Source organism: Pseudomonas baltica, assembly GCF_031880315.1.
Lineage (GTDB): Bacteria > Pseudomonadota > Gammaproteobacteria > Pseudomonadales > Pseudomonadaceae > Aquipseudomonas.
The window spans coordinates 1842461-1859456 of record NZ_CP134771.1 but is presented as its reverse complement, the minus strand read 5'-3'; the positions used below and the strand labels follow the sequence as shown (position 1 = coordinate 1859456).

Genomic DNA, 16996 nt, shown 5'->3' with positions numbered 1-16996 from the left:
CATGATCGTCCCGGGTGTCCTCTGGGCCCTGGTGTTTTTCTCGGTATTGAGCTGGGGCTTGCTACTGATCAAGTCCGCCCAGTACCTGCGCCTCAAGACCCAGAACAAACAGTTCAGCAAAGCGTTCTGGGGCGCTCCCGACCTGCTCACCGCCGCCGAGCATTCGTCCCAGTATCCAGGTTCGCTGGCGCGTATCGCCAACAGTGGCTTCGAAGCCATGGCCAGCGATGAGACACCTCGAACTGCCCAGCAGCTGGCCCACACCATCAATCGCCAGGATCGCCTCGAGCGCAACCTGCGCCAACAGATGCAGAAGGAGCGACGGGCCCTCGAAGCCGGGCAAGCCGTGCTCGCCAGTATCGGCAGCACTGCGCCCTTCATCGGCTTGTTCGGCACCGTCTGGGGGATCATGGAAGCGCTGCAAAGCATCGGCGCCAGTGGTTCAGCGAGTCTTGAAACGGTCGCCGGACCGATCGGCCACGCGCTGATCGCTACTGGGGTCGGCATCGCCGTAGCGGTTCCGGCAGTACTGATCTACAACTTTTTCCTGCGTCGCCTGAAGCTGGCCATGGCCGACATGGACGACTTCGCTCACGACTTCGACAGCCTCGCCCAGCGCAGCGCCTTCGCGGTAACCCGTGAACCCATCGCCCACAAGCAAGCGCATGCCGTGCGGGAGGCCAGCTGATATGTCCTTCTCCACTCAAGACTCCGATGAAGTCCTCAGCGAGATGAACGTCACCCCCCTGGTGGACGTGATGCTGGTGCTGCTGGTGGTGTTCATCGTCACTGCACCGCTGATGACCAACGCCATCAAGGTCAATCTGCCCAAGACCGATGCCGTGGCCCCTGCCGAGAAAAAGGACCCGGTGGTGGTCAGCGTCGATCAGGACGGCAAGTTCTTCCTGGCCAAGAGCGAAGTCGCGCCCGAACTGCTGGAAAAAAGCCTGCTGGACGTCAAGGCCAAAGACCCGGACGTGCGCGTCCAGTTGCAGGCCGACACCAGCGTGAACTATGGGCAAGTAGCCAAGGCCATGGCCTCTATCGAGCGCTCGGGCATTACCAAGATCTCGGTAATGACCACGCGTTGACGCACCCGCCGGTACTTCGCTGCTGAGGTCCGGCAACCCGCAACACCCTGCCGTTGCATTCCCGTGCGGAGCCCCTTTTGGCCCTGCAGGGGAGCGGCTTGATTGGAGCAAAGGAGTTTTCCGGGGCAGGCAAAACCCATCCGGAGCAAAGAGGGCTCACAAGGCCATTCCACTAAACGTCTGAAAAGTCGGAAATCACCATGTTGACGAGCTTCCCAGGTTTTACCCTCAAACCCCTGGTCGCCACGGTACGGCGCCATCGTATGGTCCCGCTGTATGTCATGGCCATGGGCGTGGGCAGTGCCTATGCCGCAGACAGCACCGAAGAGACCAATACCGCGCAGGCCGCAGTGATTGCGCCGGCGCCGGTCACCACGCAGTTGCAGAAGGTCGAAGTGACTGGCTCGGCGATCCGCCGGGTCGATGCCGAGACCGCCGTGCCCATCACCATCTTGCGCACCGCCGATCTGGAAAAGCAGGGCGTCACCACCACCGCCGAGCTGATGCAACGGGTGACGGGTAACAACTCGGTCGGCAACTCCGCCGGGTCCGTGGGTATGGCCACCGGCGGCGCAAGCTTCGCCGACATGCGCGGCATCGGCGCCAACAAGACCCTGGTGCTGCTCAACGGCCGACGCTTGGCCAACAACGCCATGTCCGGCACTACCTCTCAAGGTGGCGCAGTCGACTTGAACATGATCCCGTTTGCCGCGATTGATCGCGTAGAGGTCCTGCGCGACGGCGCCTCGGCCCTCTACGGCACCGATGCGATCGGCGGGGTGATCAACTTCATCACCAAGAAATCCCTCACCGACGGTACCCTGACTCTTGGAGGCGATACGCCCACCCACAGTGGCGGCGGAGCCAGCAAGGACATGAGCGGGTCCTGGGGCTTTGGCGATCTGGACAAAGACCGCTTCAACGTCATGGGCGTGTTCAATTACCGCACCCAGCAAAACCTCGATGCCAACGACCGTAGCTTCGACAAGGACTACGTCCCAGGCCGCGGCCTGGATGGCACCTCGGGCACCAGTTTTCCGTCCAACTACACCCAGGGCGACAACGCCGCCAACCCGTTGGGCCCGGCCTGCACCGGCGCCAACCAGATCGCCAGCAACGGGGTTTGCCGCTACAGCACGCGCAACTCCATCGACCTGCTGCCGCAGACCGAATCCACATCGTTTTTCGGCAAGGCGACGGGCAAGCTCGGCGACGACCATAACGTCAGCCTCGATTACTTCTGGGCGCGCAACAACAACAGTGTCAGTGTCGCTCCGGCGCCCCTGACCGGCCTGACCCTGGACCCCAGCTCGCCCTACTATCCAGGCAACGGCATCACCCCCGGGCCGACCAACTTTGCCCTCGATCCGACCCAGCCGGTCGGCGTCAACTGGCGCGAAACTGCAGCGGGCGACCGCGAGAGCAAGGATCAGAACACCAGCCAGCGTTTCCAGTTGACCTTCGACGGTACGGTCTCCGGCTGGGACTACAACGTCGGTGCCGGCTACAACCAGAATCAGGTCTACAACCGGGTCACCAGCGGCTACGTCAGTGACTCGGCGCTGATCTCCGGCCTGCAGAGTGGTCTGATCAACCCCTTCGGCGCCCAGAGCGATGCCGGCCAGGCATTTATCGACGCCAACACCTACCACGGCACCTACGCGGTTTCTACCGGCCGCGTGGCATCGATCGATGGCAAGGTCACCCGCGAAATCGGTGACTGGTTCGGTGCCGGCCCGGTCGGTCTGGCGCTGGGCGGCGAGTACCGCAAAGAGAAGTTCCACATGTCGATCGACGACTGGGCAGGTGACCTCTCCAGCCTCGGCGTCGACCCCAACAGCTCCGTGGCGGGCGATCGCAGCATCACCGCGCAATACGCCGAGATCAACGTCCCGGTGTTCGACAGCCTGGAGCTGTCTGCGGCGGTGCGCCACGACAAGTACAGCGACTTCGGCAGCACCACCAATCCCAAGTACTCGTTCCGCTATCAGCCCATCAAAGAGCTGGTCATGCGTGGCGCCTACAGCGAAGGATTCCGCGCGCCGTCGCTGTACGAACTCAACAACCCGACCTACACCACGTTCACTCAGGGCAACTATGACGATCCGCGCCTGTGCACCGGCGGCACCGTGCGGCCCGGCGGCAATGGTGGGCGTGACTGCGGCCAGCAGTTTCTCAACAGCACCGGTGGCAACAAGAACCTGAGCCCGGAAACCGCCCGCAACGTGACCCTGGGCTTCGTTTACCAACCAGTACGCAATCTGTCGATGGGCCTGGATTTCTGGTGGATCAAGATCGCCGGCCAGATCGAAGAGTTTCCCGAGTCCGAAGTCTTCAACAATCCTGAAACCTACAGCGACCGGATCGTGCGCGCGGCCGATGGCTCCATCGACCATATCGTCACCGGCCTGGCCAACCTGGGGAACCTCAAGACCAGCGGTGTCGACGTCAGCCTCAACTATCGCTTCCCGCAGACCAGCGTCGGCCAGTTCGGCCTGGACCTGCAAGGCACCTACGTCACTCGCTACGACTACCAGCAGACCATCGGCGGCAACTACATCGACCGCGTCGGTGATTTTCAGGGGTACGGGGTCGCTGCGCGCTGGAAGCACAACCTGACCGCTTCGTGGAATTTCGGCCCGGCCCGCGCCGCGCTGACCAACCGCTTCACCACCGGCTACAACGACTACGATCGCACCACCAACGACCGTGTACCGTCGTACTCGCTGTGGGACTTGTCGGCGGGCTACACCTTCATGAAAACCCTGGACGTCGACTTGGGCGTGAAAAACGTCTTCGACCGCGATCCACCGTTTTCCAACCAGGCCTACACCTTCCAGAGCGGCTACGACCCACGCTACACCGATCCACTGGGCCGGACCTTGTTCGCCAGGGCCACGTACCACTTCTGATCCAGGCTCGTCGGGCTGCAGCGCAGCCCGTTCGATCATCGGGCGATGCCCCTCGGCGATATGCCGAGGGACTACGCCGGTGCCCAGTGTTTGCGTTCGAGGATGTCACCGTTATGCAACTGCCCAGTATTCCTGCGTTGCGCCTGCTTGCGGTCGCTACGCTGTGCCTGATGGCTGCCAGTGTCCAGGCGGTTCCCGTCACGGCGCTGACCGTCTATGGCGAGGCGCCCAAGTACGGCGCCGATTTCCAGCATTTCGACTATGTCAATCCAGAGGCTCCCAAGGGCGGGTCGCTGACACGTTCCGCGGAAGAAATCGCCCAGTTCAACTACATCATGCCTTCCAGTGACCAGGGCACCGGTGTCGTGCAGGTCGACGAGTGGCTGTATTCACCCTTGGCCTATCGCTCTCTGGACGAGCCCTACACCGTATACGGTTTGGTGGCCCAGCAAATGGAGCGCGATCCAGACGGCATGTGGATGCGTTTCTATCTCAATCCCAAGGCCCGTTTCCAGGATGGGACACCTATCACCGCCGAGGACGTCGCCTACACCTTCCACCTGCTGATGACCAAGGCCAGCCTCAGCTATCGGCTGCTCTATGGCGACGTCCAGGACGTCGTGGTGGAGGGGCCCTTGCAGGTACGCTTCAATTTCAAGAGCAACCTCAACCGCACCTTGGCGCTTGACCTGGCCTCGATGCGGGTACTGCCTGAACATTATTGGAAGGATCACGATTTTGCCGGCGGCGGCGGCTTCGTGCCGCCCTTGGGCAGCGGCCCCTACCGGATCAGCAAGGTCGACCCGGGCCGCAGCATCAGCTTCGAGCGGGTCAAGGATTGGTGGGCCAAGGACCTGCCGGTCAGCCGCGGCATGTACAACTTCGACACTGTCGCCGTGAATTTTTATGGCGATACCGAGATTGCCCGCCAACTCCTGCAAGCGCAGGCCTTCGACTACAACCGCGAGTTCTCGTCCAGTGGCTACACGGTGGGCTATGACAGCCCGATCCTCGCCGATGGACGATTGCAGCGCGCGATCCTCGCGCAGCAGCGCCCGTGGGCAGCGCAGGGCTTTGTGTTCAATCTCAAGAATCCGATGTTCCAGGACCGCCGCGTGCGCAAGGCGCTGACCTTGCTCTGGGATTTCGATTGGGCCAACGAGCACATGATGCGCGGCTTCTACATCCGCCAGAACAGCTACTTCTCAAAAAGCCCCATGGCCGCGACACAGCTGCCCGACGCCAAGGAGCTGGCCATTCTCGAACCGCTGCGCGGGCAGATTCCCGATGAGGTCTTCACCCAGGTCTATCAATCGCCCAAAACCGACGGCAGTGGCTACATCCGCGATAAACAGCTCGAAGCCATCAAGCTGCTCGGTGAAGCCGGCTGGCACCCCGAGCACAACCGCATGGTCAACGCCCAGGGCGAGCAGCTCAAGTTCACCTTTCTCGATGGCCAGGGCGGTTTCGACCGCCTGGTGCTGCCGATGAAACGCACGCTGGCGCAGATCGGTATCGACCTGGAGATGCGCCGTATCGATGGCGGCCAGTACAACAATCTGATGAACGCCCGGGACTACGACATGATCGTGGTGACCTTTCCGCGCAGTGGCGATCCGCTGATTTCTCCGGGTCAGGAGCTCTACAGCATCTTTGGGTCGGCCAGCGCCGAGCAACCCGGCAGCTCCAACTTCATGGTGCTCAAGGATCCGGCGGTGGACAGCCTGATCAATGGCCTGGTCAAGGCCCGCAGCCGCGACGACATGGTGCACTACGCCCGTGCCCTGGATCGCGTTCTGCAGTGGGGCTACTACTCGATCCAGAACTACTACAGCCAAGGCACGCCGACGGTGTTTCTCAATCGTTTCGGTATGCCCAAGGTGGCGCCCAGCTTTGACGTAGGGCTCGACACCTGGTGGCAGGTCAGCGCCACACCTTTGACCAACCAGCAGATGAGCGCCTTGACCCACACACCGGAGGTGCACTGAGATGCTGCGTTATATCTGCCGTCGGTTGCTGCTGATCATCCCTACCTTGCTATGCATCCTGGTGGTCAATTTCGTCATCGTCCAGGCGGCGCCGGGCGGCCCCGTGGACCAGGCTATCGCGCGCCTGCAAGGCGCCGGCAAGCAGGGCGTGGGCGGTGGCGGCGGGGAGATGGCCGGGGGCGCCGGCAGCCGCTCCAGCCAGGGCCTGGACCCCGCGCTGATCGAAGAGATCAGGCACCATTACGGCTTTGACAAGCCGGTGCACGAGCGCTTGTGGCTGATGCTTGGGCACTATGCGCGGCTGGATTTTGGCACCAGTTTTTTCCGCGGCGCACCGGTGACCGAGCTGATCATGCAGAAGCTGCCGACCACCCTCTCGCTGGGGCTGTGGGCGACGCTGGTGACCTACCTGATCTCCATCCCCCTGGGTATCCGCAAGGCGGTGCGCCACGGTAGCCGGTTCGATGTGTGGAGCAGCGCGATGATCATCATCGGCTATGCCATGCCGGCTTTCCTGTTCGCCATCATGCTGATCGTGGTGTTCGCGGGAGGCAGCTACGTTAGCTGGTTTCCGGTGCAGGGGCTGGTATCGGAGAACTTCGACCAGCTATCGACGTTGGGCAAAATCGGTGACTACCTGTGGCACCTGGTGTTGCCGGTGAGCGCACTGGTGATCGGCGGCTTCGCGACGTTGACCATCATGACCAAGAACAGTTTCCTCAACGAAATCAGCCGCCAGTACGTGACCACGGCCAAGGCCAAGGGCCTCACTGAGCAGCGCGTGCTCTACGGCCATGTGCTGCGCAACGCGATGCTGCTGGTACTGGCCGGCATTCCCCAGGCACTGATCGATGTGTTTTTTGCCGGCTCGCTGCTGATCGAGACCATTTTCAACCTCGATGGCATCGGCCGCATGAGCTACGACGCGGCCGTGTCCAGGGACTACCCAGTGGTGTTCGGCACGCTTTTCCTGTTCACCTTGTTCGGCTTGCTGATCAAGCTGGTGGGCGACCTTTGCTACACGCTGGTCGACCCGCGCATCGATTTCTCTGCGAGGGCTGCCTGATGCTGCGTATTTCCCCTTTGGGCCGGCGTCGGCTGGCCGCCTTCAAGGCCAATCGCCGCGGCTGGTGGTCGTTGTGGCTGTTCGTCGGGCTGTTTGTTTTGTGCCTGTGCGGTGAGTTGCTTGCCAATGACAAACCGCTGCTGGTCAGCTATCAGGGCCAGATGTATTACCCCATCCTGCACGAATATCAGGAAACCGACTTCGGTGGGCAACTGCCATTCGAGCCTGATTACACAAGCCAGTTCGTGCGTGACCTGATCGCCAGCAAGGGCGGCTGGATGCTATTCCCGCCGATCCCTTTCGGCCCGCAATCGGTGAACTGGGACCTCAGCGCGCCATCGCCCAGCCCGCCCAGCGCGCAAAACTGGCTGGGTACCGATGAGCAGGCCAGGGATGTGCTGGCCCGCGCCCTGTACGGCGCGCGCGTGTCGATCCTGTTTGCCTTGCTGCTGACGGCGATCAGCACGCTGATCGGGGTGATCGCCGGTGCCGTGCAGGGCTATTACGGCGGTTTGGTGGATTTGCTCGGCCAGCGCCTGCAGGAAATCTGGTCGGGGCTGCCGGTGCTGTATCTGCTGATCATCCTGTCTGGGTTCGTGGCGCCCAGCTTCTGGTGGTTGCTGGGGATCATGGCGCTGTTTTCGTGGCTGAGCCTGGTCGATGTGGTGCGTGCCGAGTTCCTGCGCGGCCGCAACCTGGAATACGTCAAGGCCGCGCGTGCTTTGGGGCTGACCAATGGCGCGTTGATGCGCCGGCATATTCTGCCCAATGCGATGACCAGCACCTTGACCTACCTGCCATTCATTCTGACCGGCGCCATTTCGACGCTTACCGCCCTGGACTTCCTCGGCTTCGGCATGCCGGCGGGCACGGCTTCGCTGGGTGAGCTGATCGGCGAAGCGAAGAAAAACCTCCAGGCCCCCTGGCTCGGCATGACGGCCTTCTGCGTGCTGGCATTGATTCTTTCGCTGTTGGTGTTCATTGGCGAAGCCTGCCGTGACGCGTTTGATCCAAGGAATTGAAATGACTGACAACCTGATTGAAATCCGCGATCTGAAGGTGGCCTTCGGGGACCGCGAAGTGGTGCACGGCCTTGATCTGGACATTCGTCGCGGCGAGTGCCTGGCGCTGGTGGGCGAGTCGGGCTCAGGCAAATCGGTGACGGCTCATTCGATCCTGCGCTTGTTGCCGGGAACCAAGGTCAGTACCAACGGCACTATCCGTTTCGAGGGTCAAGACCTGGTCGGCGCCTCTGAAAAGCAGTTGCGCACATTGCGCGGCAATCGTATCGCGATGATCTTCCAGGAACCGATGACCTCGCTCAATCCGCTGCACACCGTCGAAAAGCAGATCGGCGAGGTACTGGCGGTGCACAAGGGGCTGGGCGGCAAAGCGGCGCGGGCGAGGGTGCTGGAACTGCTGGAAATGGTCGGCATACGCGAGCCGGGCAAGCGCCTCAAGGCCTATCCTCATCAACTCTCCGGCGGTCAGCGCCAACGCGTGATGATCGCCATGGCGCTGGCCAATGAGCCGGACCTGTTGATCGCCGACGAGCCGACCACCGCGCTGGACGTCACCGTGCAGCAAAAGATTCTCGAACTGCTGCGCGACTTGCAGGCGCGCTTGGGCATGTCTTTGCTGCTGATCAGCCACGACCTCAATCTGGTGCGGCGCATCGCGCAGCGGGTCTGCGTGATGCGCGGCGGCGAGATCGTCGAACAGGCGGACTGCGAAACACTCTTCGAGCATCCGCAGCATCCTTACAGCCGCTTGTTGATCGAGGCCGAACCCAGTGGCCGACCGGTGCCGGTGATGTTCGATCAATTCTTGCTGACCGTGGATGACCTGCGCGTGTGGTTCCCGCTGCCCAAGCCGCTGTTCAAACGTGAGCGCGAGTACATCAAGGCGGTGGACGGGGTGAGCTTCGATCTGCTCAAGGGCAAGACGCTGGGCATTGTCGGGGAGTCCGGTTCGGGCAAATCGACGCTGGGCCAGGCGATCTTGCGCCTGGTGGATTGCCAGGGCAGTGTGCGCTTTGCGGGCACCCAACTGACCTTGCAGAGCCAGGACGCCATGCGCCCGTTACGGCGTCAGTTGCAGGTGGTGTTTCAGGACCCGTTCGGCAGCTTGAGCCCGCGCATGTCGGTGGAGCAGATCATTGCCGAGGGCTTGCTCACCCACAATATCGGCACGCCGGTTGAGCGCGAGCAGGCGGTCATTCGCGTGCTGCAGGAAGTCGGGCTGGATCCCGAGACACGGCATCGTTACCCGCACGAGTTTTCCGGTGGCCAGCGCCAACGCATTTCCATTGCGCGGGCGTTGGTGCTCGAGCCTGCCTTGATTCTGCTTGACGAGCCTACCTCGGCACTGGATCGCACGGTGCAGAAGCAAATCATCGAATTGCTCCGTTCGCTGCAAATACGCCACGGTTTGACCTATTTGTTCATTAGCCACGACCTGGCGGTGGTACATGCGCTGGCCCACGATTTGATCGTGATCAGAAACGGCCGCGTAGTCGAGCAAGGCCCGGCCCGGCGGATCTTCGCGGCGCCTCAACATCCGTATACGCAGGAACTGATGAGCGCCTCCGGATTGGTCTTGAAGGGTGCCAATGCCGAGGGCCCGATCACCATGCGCCAAGCCTGAGGGCTGAGTGCCGGGAGGGGGAAAATGAACGCAATGACGGATCGACGGTTGACGGCACCCGCGTCTTTCAAAGGCTACTGGAGCTTGTGCGCGATCAGGTTCAGCACGTCGTTTGTGGCGTGGGTCGACTTTATTCTGATCTTTTCGACGCTCAGTTTCGTGTTTCGCGCCTCGACTGAGACGATCGGGCTGGCGGCGGCGTTCTATGGCTTGCCACCCTTGTTGCTCGGGCCGCTGGCAGGGCGGCTGGCCGACAGGGTCAATCCATTCCTGCTGGTGACGTGCAGCTTTGTGCTGCGATGCACGGCGTCGTGTTCGTTGTATCTAGCGGGGGATGCTGGGTTGTTTCTGGCCTTAGTGGCGTTCAAGGGCGTGTCGAATCTGGGGGCGGTGCCAGCGGAAGTAGTACTGACTCGCAGGCTGCTCACTGATCGACAGATCGTCAGCAATACGGCGCTGGTCTCGGTGGTCAACCAGTTCATAAAGGTGTGCTCGCCGCTGGCGGCCGGGATCGTCGTCGCGTCCACGGACAGACCCGTGGGTTTTCTGTTGTCTGCCGCATGCGCTGTCGCGGGGCTGCTGTTTTGTACGATCTTGTGGTTGCAGCAGGGCGGATCCCTGCGAGCACCGGCCACGAAGCCCAAAGGGGAAGGTGGCTTTGCCGCCATCAAGGCGTTCTATTGGCGCGGGCCGGCCACTCGGCTTCTGTTGTTCTGTTCGCTGGCCCAGTCGGCGGTGCTGGGTTTCTACGACTCGATGTTGGGTACCTTGCTCAGTACTTCCGGGTTTGGTGCATCGGCCTTCGGGTTGGTGGTCAGTGCCACGGGGCTGGGCGGTATCGTGGCCGGTATTGCCTTCAAGTCGCTTTACCCGGCCAGGGTTTTGGTCTGTTCGACGGTTTCGCTCATGTTTTACGGGGCCTGCATCCTGGGTGCCGGCTTGCTGGCGTCGCTTCATAGTGCTTTTACGCTGGCGATTCTTTTGCTGGTGTTTTTCTTCTCGGGGATCACCTTCGGGCTGAACTCGATGGCTTTTGCGGTTGTGCTGCAGACGCAATGTTCTCCGGCTCATTTGGGATTCATCTCGTCCAGCGTGTGGAGCCTGACGTTGGCGCTGCTGGTCAGCGGGCCGCTACTTGGCGGTTTTATCGCGGCCGTGACGTCGATCCAGAGCGCGTTCGTCATCGCCGGTGGGACGGCAATGTGCATCGGTCTGGCGCTGCATTGGGGCTTTGCTGGCGCTTTGGCAGGAGCAGGGCATGAGCCCGCCACAGGGGGCGGATCATGAATCTGCGGGCAGTGGTTCTTCGTCCATGTTCTCGTCGCCGTATTCCGTGGTGAAGCCCTGTGCATCCAGGCCGCGCTGCTCGCGCAGGTAGCGCACCAGCACGTTGACCGACCCGTGGGTGACCATCACTCGCTCGGCGCCGGTCTGCTCGATGGCCCACAGCAATCCCGGCCAGTCGGCATGATCGGAGAGGATGAAGCCGCGATCGACCCCACGCCGCCGACGGCTGCCACGCAGGCGCATCCAGCCGCTGGCGAAGGCGTCACTGTAATCGCCGAAACGGCGCATCCAGGTGCTGCCACCGGCCGAGGGTGGGGCGATGATCAGGGCGCTGCGCAACGCCGGATCGGTCTTCTTGAAGTCGCCGGCATAAAGGGTCGGCGGAATGTCGATGCCGCCCTCGCGGTACACCCGGTTCAATGGCTCCACGGCGCCATGACAGAGGATGGCGCCGATGCTGCGGTCGATGCCGTGCAACAGCCGCTGCGCCTTGCCGAAGGCATAGCAGAAAAGCACGCTGGCCTTGCCCGCCGCAGCGTTGGCGCGCCACCACTGGTTGACCTCGGCGAAGATCTCGGCCTGGGGTTGCCAGCGGTAGATGGGCAGACCGAAGGTGGATTCGGTGATGAAGGTGTGGCAGCGCACCGGTTCGAACGGCGCGCAGGTGCCGTCGGCCTCGACCTTGTAGTCACCGGAGGCGACCCACACTTCGCCGCGATGCTCCAGGCGCACTTGGGCCGAGCCGAGTACGTGGCCGGCGGGGTGAAAGCTCAGGGTCACGCCGTGATGGACCAGGCGTTCGCCATAGTCGAGGGTCTGCAGGTTGATGTCCTGGCCCAACCTTGCACGCAGGATGCCGGCGCCGGGGGCGGCGGCCAGGTAGTGCTGATTGCCGGTACGGGCGTGGTCGCCATGGCCATGGGTGATGATCGAGCGCGGCACCGGGCGCCACGGGTCGATATAGAAATCGCCGGCGGGGCAGTAGAGGCCTTCGGGGCGGGCGATGACAAGGTCCATGGGCTGGCCGGGGTGGTGGGCTTGTCAGTTATGAGGGGGATGGCTGGCGGGAAGTTCAGCTCCGTTGCATGCCATCGACTCCTGTAGGGGCGGGCAGAGCCCGCTCCCACAGTGGAGCGGGTGAGCCTTACTTCCCAGGCACCAGCGTCAACCGCTGGGTGCCATACGCCTTGTCGAAGTTCTGCCGCTGCATCGGGAACGACACGTACTGCGCCTTGAGCCAGGCATCGATGCCGTCCGCATAGTGCGGGCTGGCCGGGTTGCCCGACTGGCCAGTGCTGTTGAGGCCCATCATCGGTTCGACCTGACCGAAGTCGACGATGATGCGCATCGCCGGTGCCAGGAAGGTATCGAAGTTCTGCCCGCCCCAGTGATAAGCCGACGCGTTCAGCGTGCTCTGGTCACCACCGGCCGGATAAGGCCCGCGATCCAGGGTGCTGCTGGCGGCGCTCAGGCCCAGGCGCTGGCTGGCATCGAGCAGCGGCGCGAGTTTGGTGCTGTCGGACTTGAAGCTGTAGGTGTGCAACTTGCCCCACTGCCAAGCCTTGCGATCGCCACCCAGCAGGTTGTCACCGGAGGTGACCGCAGCGGCCAGGCTGCGGGCCAGAATCGTCGGTTTGTCTTCCTTCTGCGGGGTGCGCACGTCATCCCAGAACGGGCTGTCCTCACGGCCCAGCAGGTGATCGGCCTGGGCCGAGTAGGACAGGTCGGCATTGGCCACGAAGGCTTTCCAGGTCGGGCTGTCTTGCGGGCCGAGCTCGTCGAGGAATATCTGCTTGGCGCTCTCCTGCAGGAACAGCTCGTAGAGCGCCGCATCCGCCGAGGTTGGGCTCAAGCGGCCATCGAACGCCATCAAGCGCGAGTAGGCCTCGCGGGCCTTGGCACGATCAGTCTCAGGCAGCGCATCGATAGCGGCCTTGAGTGGCTTGGCCATGCCGGGCGCTTCGAACATCTTCTTCAGCTTGTCGGCGAAGGTGGTGGTCTGGTCGTATTGCATGGCGATCATGCTGCGGGTGTCCTGCTGCGTTGCACTGGCCAACTGCGCCAGGCGCTCGCTGCGCTCCGGGTAGTACCAGGAGTTGGACAACTGCATGCCGTAGCCCTTGCCGATGGTGCGCTGGTTGGCGGTGCCGAGCCAACCCTGGGCAGGGTCCTGGTCATAGGGGTGCAGCATCGGGTCGGCGTAACCGTCCCAGTCGTAGCGCGGCGTCCAGCCCGGCGATGGCACCAGGCCCAGGCCGTCCTTGCGGTTGGGGTAACGGCCGGTGACTTGCCAGCCGATGTGCTGGGCATCGGCGAACACCAGGTTCAGCGCCACTGCGCGGATCTGCCGGCTGGCGTCGGAGGCCTGCTCCACGGTTTGCGCGCGGGACAGGTCGAAGAATGCGTCGAGGCTCTTGTCGTCCTTGAAGTCCGGAGTCTGCAGGGCGAGGCCGTAGCCACTGTTGAAGCTGGAAGGCTGCAGGTCGAGCTGCTTTTGCCCCAAGGTGCCGTTGAGCAACGGGCCGTGGCGGGTTTCATAGACGGTCTCGCGGATCGGCTTCTGGCCCTTGATCAAGAAGGTTTCGTTGCGCGCCATGGCTGGTTGCCATTTGCCGTCGACTTCATACATCAGGCGGCTGCCTTCGCGTTTGACCTTCTCCAGAAACAAGTCCTGATTGTCGCCCATGACCATGGTCATGCCCCACGCCACCTTGCCGTTGAAGCCGGCGACGATGGCCGGTACGCCCGCGATGGTCACGCCTGCGGCCTGGTATTTCGGCGCGCTGATCTGCATGTAGTTCCAGGCCGAGGGCAGCGAGATCGGCAGGTGCGTGTCGTTGGCGAACAGGGTCTTGCCGCTGCGGCTGTGGGACGGCGCGATGGCCCAGTTGTTGGAGGCAGCGACGCCGAGCATGCTCACGTCGGCGAGTTGCGCGACCACTTTGTCGAGGCCCTCGAGGCTGGCCAGTTGACCACCCAGATTGAGGCCCTTGAGCTTGCTGGTTTCGTCGAAGGGCAGGGCTTCATCGGGGTAGGTCGGCAGCAGCCAGGCGAGCTTGTCGGCGCCTACTTTTTGCGCCAGCACCAACGAGTTGATCTCTTCCTGGAGGTTGACCGATAGGTTGAAGTTGACCAGGCAGAAAATCAGCGCCGAGTCCTCGGGCTTCCAGTATTCCGGCTTGTAGTCGGCCTGGGCCAGGTCCATCGGCAGGTTGTCGCGGTAACGGAACAGATAGGCGTTGACGCCACGGGCGTACACCTCGAAGAAGCGCTTGAGGCGTGGCGAGGCGCTGGCGTAGAGCTCGTCGGCGCGGCGCTTGAGGTTGACGGTGCGCATGAAGCGGTCGACGTCGAGCACCCCTGGGCCAGCCATCTCGGCAAGGCGCCCTTGGGCGAGCAGGCGCATGCCGACCATCTGGCTGATGCGGTCGCTGGCGTGTTCATAGCCCATGGCGAACAGCGCGTCGTGGAAGCTGCTGCTTTCGATCAGCGGCATGCCCAGGCGGTTGTGGCGGATCGACACGTTATTTGCCAGCCCGGTCAGCGGTTGCACCCCTGTGGTCGGCGGTACGCTGGCGGCGTAGCGGTCTTCGAGCCAGCCCTGGCAACCGGCCAGGCTCATCAGCGCGGTGACGGCAGCGGCAGTGCCGAGGGTGGGGAGGAAGCGAAGGCGGGCGGACGAGGCCATGGGTGAAACTCCTGCGGGTCTGGCGTCACAAAGGCGCTACGTTAGTGAGCGCATCGACGCCACGCAAGACGGGGCGGGCTGTTTATTTTCTCATGCAGAACTCACTGACGATGATTTCCCTGTGGGAGCGAGCTCTGCTCGCGAATCGGCCACCCCGCACGCCGGTGCATGACAGGAGGCTCCTTCGCAGGCAGAGCCCGCTCCAGCAGGGGTAATGACGGCTTGGGCGGGTGGATCTTCGCTACCCATTCATAGGCCCGCGCGGTTGCAGGGCGGGCCTTGATGGGGCTGAATCGGCGGTGGACGTTGGGGAAGTCCGCAAGGTCCTGATTCTGCCACTCGTGGGACACGGTCCACGGATAGATGGCCATGTCGGCGAGCAAGTTTTGCTCCCGCTTCATACATCTGAGGGCGCAAAGCTTGCTCGCGAAGAGGCCCGGTAGACCACTACGTGATCAGGCGCCGTGGCACTTCTTGAATTTCTTCGCGCTGCCGCATGGGCAGGGATCGTTGCGGCCGACTTCCTTCAAGGCATTGCGCACCGGCTCTTGAGGCGCATGGTTGCAATGCGGGCCGTGAACATGGCCATGGGGCTCGTGATGGTCATGTGCATGGTCATGATCGTGGTTGCAGTCGGGGCCATGGACATGGGGTTGCTGGGTCATTTGTGCTTACTCCGGAAGATAATCGCCGGGAATTATCTCACCACTGTGGTCCAGATGCAGGTTATGCCTGAATAAAAATCCGGTTTTCAGCCTGCCTTCCAGACGATAGGGCACGGGACGATCGGGATGCTTGAGCAGTTTCGCCAGGTCGCGCACGTGTTCCCACAGGTTGGTGCGCACCGGGATCTCGTAATATTCCTTGCTGCGCGCCGCCACGGTGAACCAGTCGTCGACCTCTCCGTCGGTCAACAGAGTATCGCCCAGCGTGACCCGGTAGATCAGCCCGCGCACCCGCAATCGCGAGTTGTTGGGGTTGTCGATGCTGAACCGCAACACGAAGCGCTGCTCAAGGACCTTGGCCTTGACCACCTCGACGTGCACCAGATGCACTTGCGGATCCTGGTCAGGGCCGCTGAACCAGGACGAGCAGCCGCCAAGGCCGAGCAGCAATGCCAAGCCTATAGCGTGCTTGAGGCCAACGGCGTGAGTCAGGTGCGTCCTGTAGTTCATCGGTGATTCCCTCTTGCCAGCAGTCTAACAAGCGCCGGGGCGGGGGCAAGCCCTCTGACGGGATATCACGCGGCCCTTGTTGGGCAAAAAGCCCCTGGTTCATACTGGCCCCCAGCCGGCGCGGCCTGTGCGGCCCACTGAGGAGAATTGCCATGAGCGTTTACGAAATCGTCTTTACTGGCCAGGTGCTGCCCGGCGCTCGGCTGGAGGCGGTCAAGGCCAACCTCGCGCGGCTGTTTCAGGCGGATGAACAGCGCATCGAATTGCTGTTTTCCGGGCGTCGTCTGGTGCTCAAGAACAGCCTCGACGCCGCCGCCGCCGAGAAGTATCGATCGACGCTGGAGCGCGCCGGTGCTCTGGTCGAGGTGGTCGACCTTGGTGCCCAGGTCGAGGAAATCGAAATGGCCCCGGCCCCGGCCCCGGCGCAGGCCGTCGGGCGCGTCAAGGTCGTGCCGCGGGATGTCTATATGGCGGCGTTTACCGAGGTGGATGCGCCTGATTACGCGATCGCCGAGGTGGGCGCCGCGATGCAGCCACCCACACCCGATGTGCCGCCGCCGGCACTGGACCTCAGCCAACTCAGCCTGGCGCCCACCGGCAGTGATCTGGGTCAGGCCAAGGCGGCACCAGCGGCCCCTGCGCCGGATACATCGCACTTGAGCATTATTGGTTGAGGTAGGCAGCGCAGCACTTCTTGAACTTCTGCCCGCTGGCACAGGGACAGGGGTCGTTACGCCCTGCATCGAGGCCCACCGTGGGGTCGATGAAATACCAGCGGCCACTGTTTTGCACAAAGGCCGAACGTTCGCGATGGCTGTGCTCACCGTTGCTGTCGTGCCAGCGCGCGACGAAGGTGACAAAGGCGTGTTCGGGCTGCCCACCGATGACCTGCGCGTTTTCCACTTCCAGCCCCAGCCAGGTGCTTTGCGCGCTCCATTGCTCGATGGCATCTCGGTCGAGGCCGGGCTGCTGGGCCGGCAGCGTGGTGGCCAGCAGGTAATCGATATGGCCCAGCACGTACGCGCTGTATCGCGAGCGCATCAGCGCCCGGGCGTCAGGCGCCGGGTGGCCTTCATGATAGTGACCACAGCAGACATTCAGCAGGTTGCCGCTGCCGCAGGGGCAAATCGCCATGCTCATAGG

General features: G+C 62.8%; 14 protein-coding genes and 1 pseudogene. 9 read left to right on the top strand and 6 right to left on the bottom strand.

Features of this window, described 5'->3' with window-relative positions:
- Nucleotide 1 precedes the first annotated feature (1 nt).
- From REH34_RS08125 to REH34_RS08090, 8 genes are all read left to right on the top strand, one after another.
- Nucleotides 2-688 (top strand): MotA/TolQ/ExbB proton channel family protein, encoded by a 687-nt coding sequence (locus REH34_RS08125; protein ID WP_409373318.1) that lies wholly within the window; start codon nucleotides 2-4, stop codon nucleotides 686-688.
- Nucleotide 689: 1 nt separating this feature from the next.
- Complete coding sequence (locus REH34_RS08120; protein WP_311971341.1) at nucleotides 690-1091, top strand: biopolymer transporter ExbD; 402 nt, start codon at nucleotides 690-692, stop codon at nucleotides 1089-1091.
- Nucleotides 1092-1291: 200 nt separating this feature from the next.
- The gene (locus tag REH34_RS08115; protein WP_311971340.1) at nucleotides 1292-4003 is read left to right on the top strand and encodes a TonB-dependent receptor; all 2712 of its coding nucleotides are present in this window, start codon (nucleotides 1292-1294) and stop codon (nucleotides 4001-4003) included.
- A 170-nt stretch (nucleotides 4004-4173) separates the two neighbouring features.
- A complete protein-coding gene (locus REH34_RS08110) occupies nucleotides 4174-5991 on the top strand; it encodes an extracellular solute-binding protein (RefSeq protein WP_311972060.1) in 1818 nt (605 codons plus the stop codon).
- Nucleotide 5992: 1 nt separating this feature from the next.
- Nucleotides 5993-7057, top strand: coding sequence for a microcin C ABC transporter permease YejB (locus REH34_RS08105; RefSeq protein ID WP_311971338.1), 1065 nt, complete (start codon nucleotides 5993-5995; stop codon nucleotides 7055-7057).
- Nucleotides 7057-8079 (top strand): ABC transporter permease, encoded by a 1023-nt coding sequence (locus REH34_RS08100; protein WP_311971337.1) that lies wholly within the window; start codon nucleotides 7057-7059, stop codon nucleotides 8077-8079. Before REH34_RS08105 ends, REH34_RS08100 begins: the two co-directional genes overlap by 1 nt.
- Nucleotide 8080: 1 nt before the next feature.
- Nucleotides 8081-9703, top strand: a complete 1623-nt coding sequence (locus tag REH34_RS08095; RefSeq protein ID WP_311971335.1) for an ABC transporter ATP-binding protein — start codon at nucleotides 8081-8083, stop codon at nucleotides 9701-9703.
- Between the two features lie 24 nt (nucleotides 9704-9727).
- Entirely contained in the window at nucleotides 9728-10990 is a 1263-nt protein-coding gene (locus REH34_RS08090) for an MFS transporter (protein ID WP_311971334.1), read from the top strand.
- Here the strand turns inward: REH34_RS08090 and REH34_RS08085 are convergent.
- The 5 genes and pseudogenes from REH34_RS08085 to REH34_RS08065 form a co-directional block, all read right to left on the bottom strand.
- Nucleotides 10985-12007 carry a ligase-associated DNA damage response exonuclease gene (locus REH34_RS08085; protein WP_311971333.1) on the bottom strand — a complete coding sequence of 341 codons (1023 nt, stop codon included), beginning with the start codon at nucleotides 12005-12007 and terminating at the stop codon, nucleotides 10985-10987. The genes REH34_RS08090 and REH34_RS08085 overlap by 6 nt on opposite strands.
- 127 nt (nucleotides 12008-12134) lie before the next feature.
- Nucleotides 12135-14678, bottom strand: coding sequence for a penicillin acylase family protein (locus REH34_RS08080; RefSeq protein ID WP_311971332.1), 2544 nt, complete (start codon nucleotides 14676-14678; stop codon nucleotides 12135-12137).
- A 221-nt stretch (nucleotides 14679-14899) separates the two neighbouring features.
- A pseudogene (locus REH34_RS08075) lies at nucleotides 14900-15058 on the bottom strand (thiol:disulfide oxidoreductase); the annotation flags it as partial.
- 75 nt (nucleotides 15059-15133) lie between these two features.
- Nucleotides 15134-15343, bottom strand: a complete 210-nt coding sequence (locus tag REH34_RS08070; protein WP_226505074.1) for an SEC-C metal-binding domain-containing protein — start codon at nucleotides 15341-15343, stop codon at nucleotides 15134-15136.
- 6 nt (nucleotides 15344-15349) lie between these two features.
- Nucleotides 15350-15853 carry an LEA type 2 family protein gene (locus tag REH34_RS08065; protein WP_226505075.1) on the bottom strand — a complete coding sequence of 168 codons (504 nt, stop codon included), beginning with the start codon at nucleotides 15851-15853 and terminating at the stop codon, nucleotides 15350-15352.
- Nucleotides 15854-16005: 152 nt separating this feature from the next.
- Between REH34_RS08065 and REH34_RS08060 the strand changes: the two genes are divergently transcribed.
- A complete protein-coding gene (locus tag REH34_RS08060; protein WP_311971331.1) occupies nucleotides 16006-16527 on the top strand; it encodes a hypothetical protein in 522 nt (173 codons plus the stop codon).
- Here the strand turns inward: REH34_RS08060 and REH34_RS08055 are convergent.
- Nucleotides 16517-16993 carry a YchJ family protein gene (locus REH34_RS08055; protein WP_226505077.1) on the bottom strand — a complete coding sequence of 159 codons (477 nt, stop codon included), beginning with the start codon at nucleotides 16991-16993 and terminating at the stop codon, nucleotides 16517-16519. The genes REH34_RS08060 and REH34_RS08055 overlap by 11 nt on opposite strands.
- Nucleotides 16994-16996 lie beyond the last annotated feature (3 nt).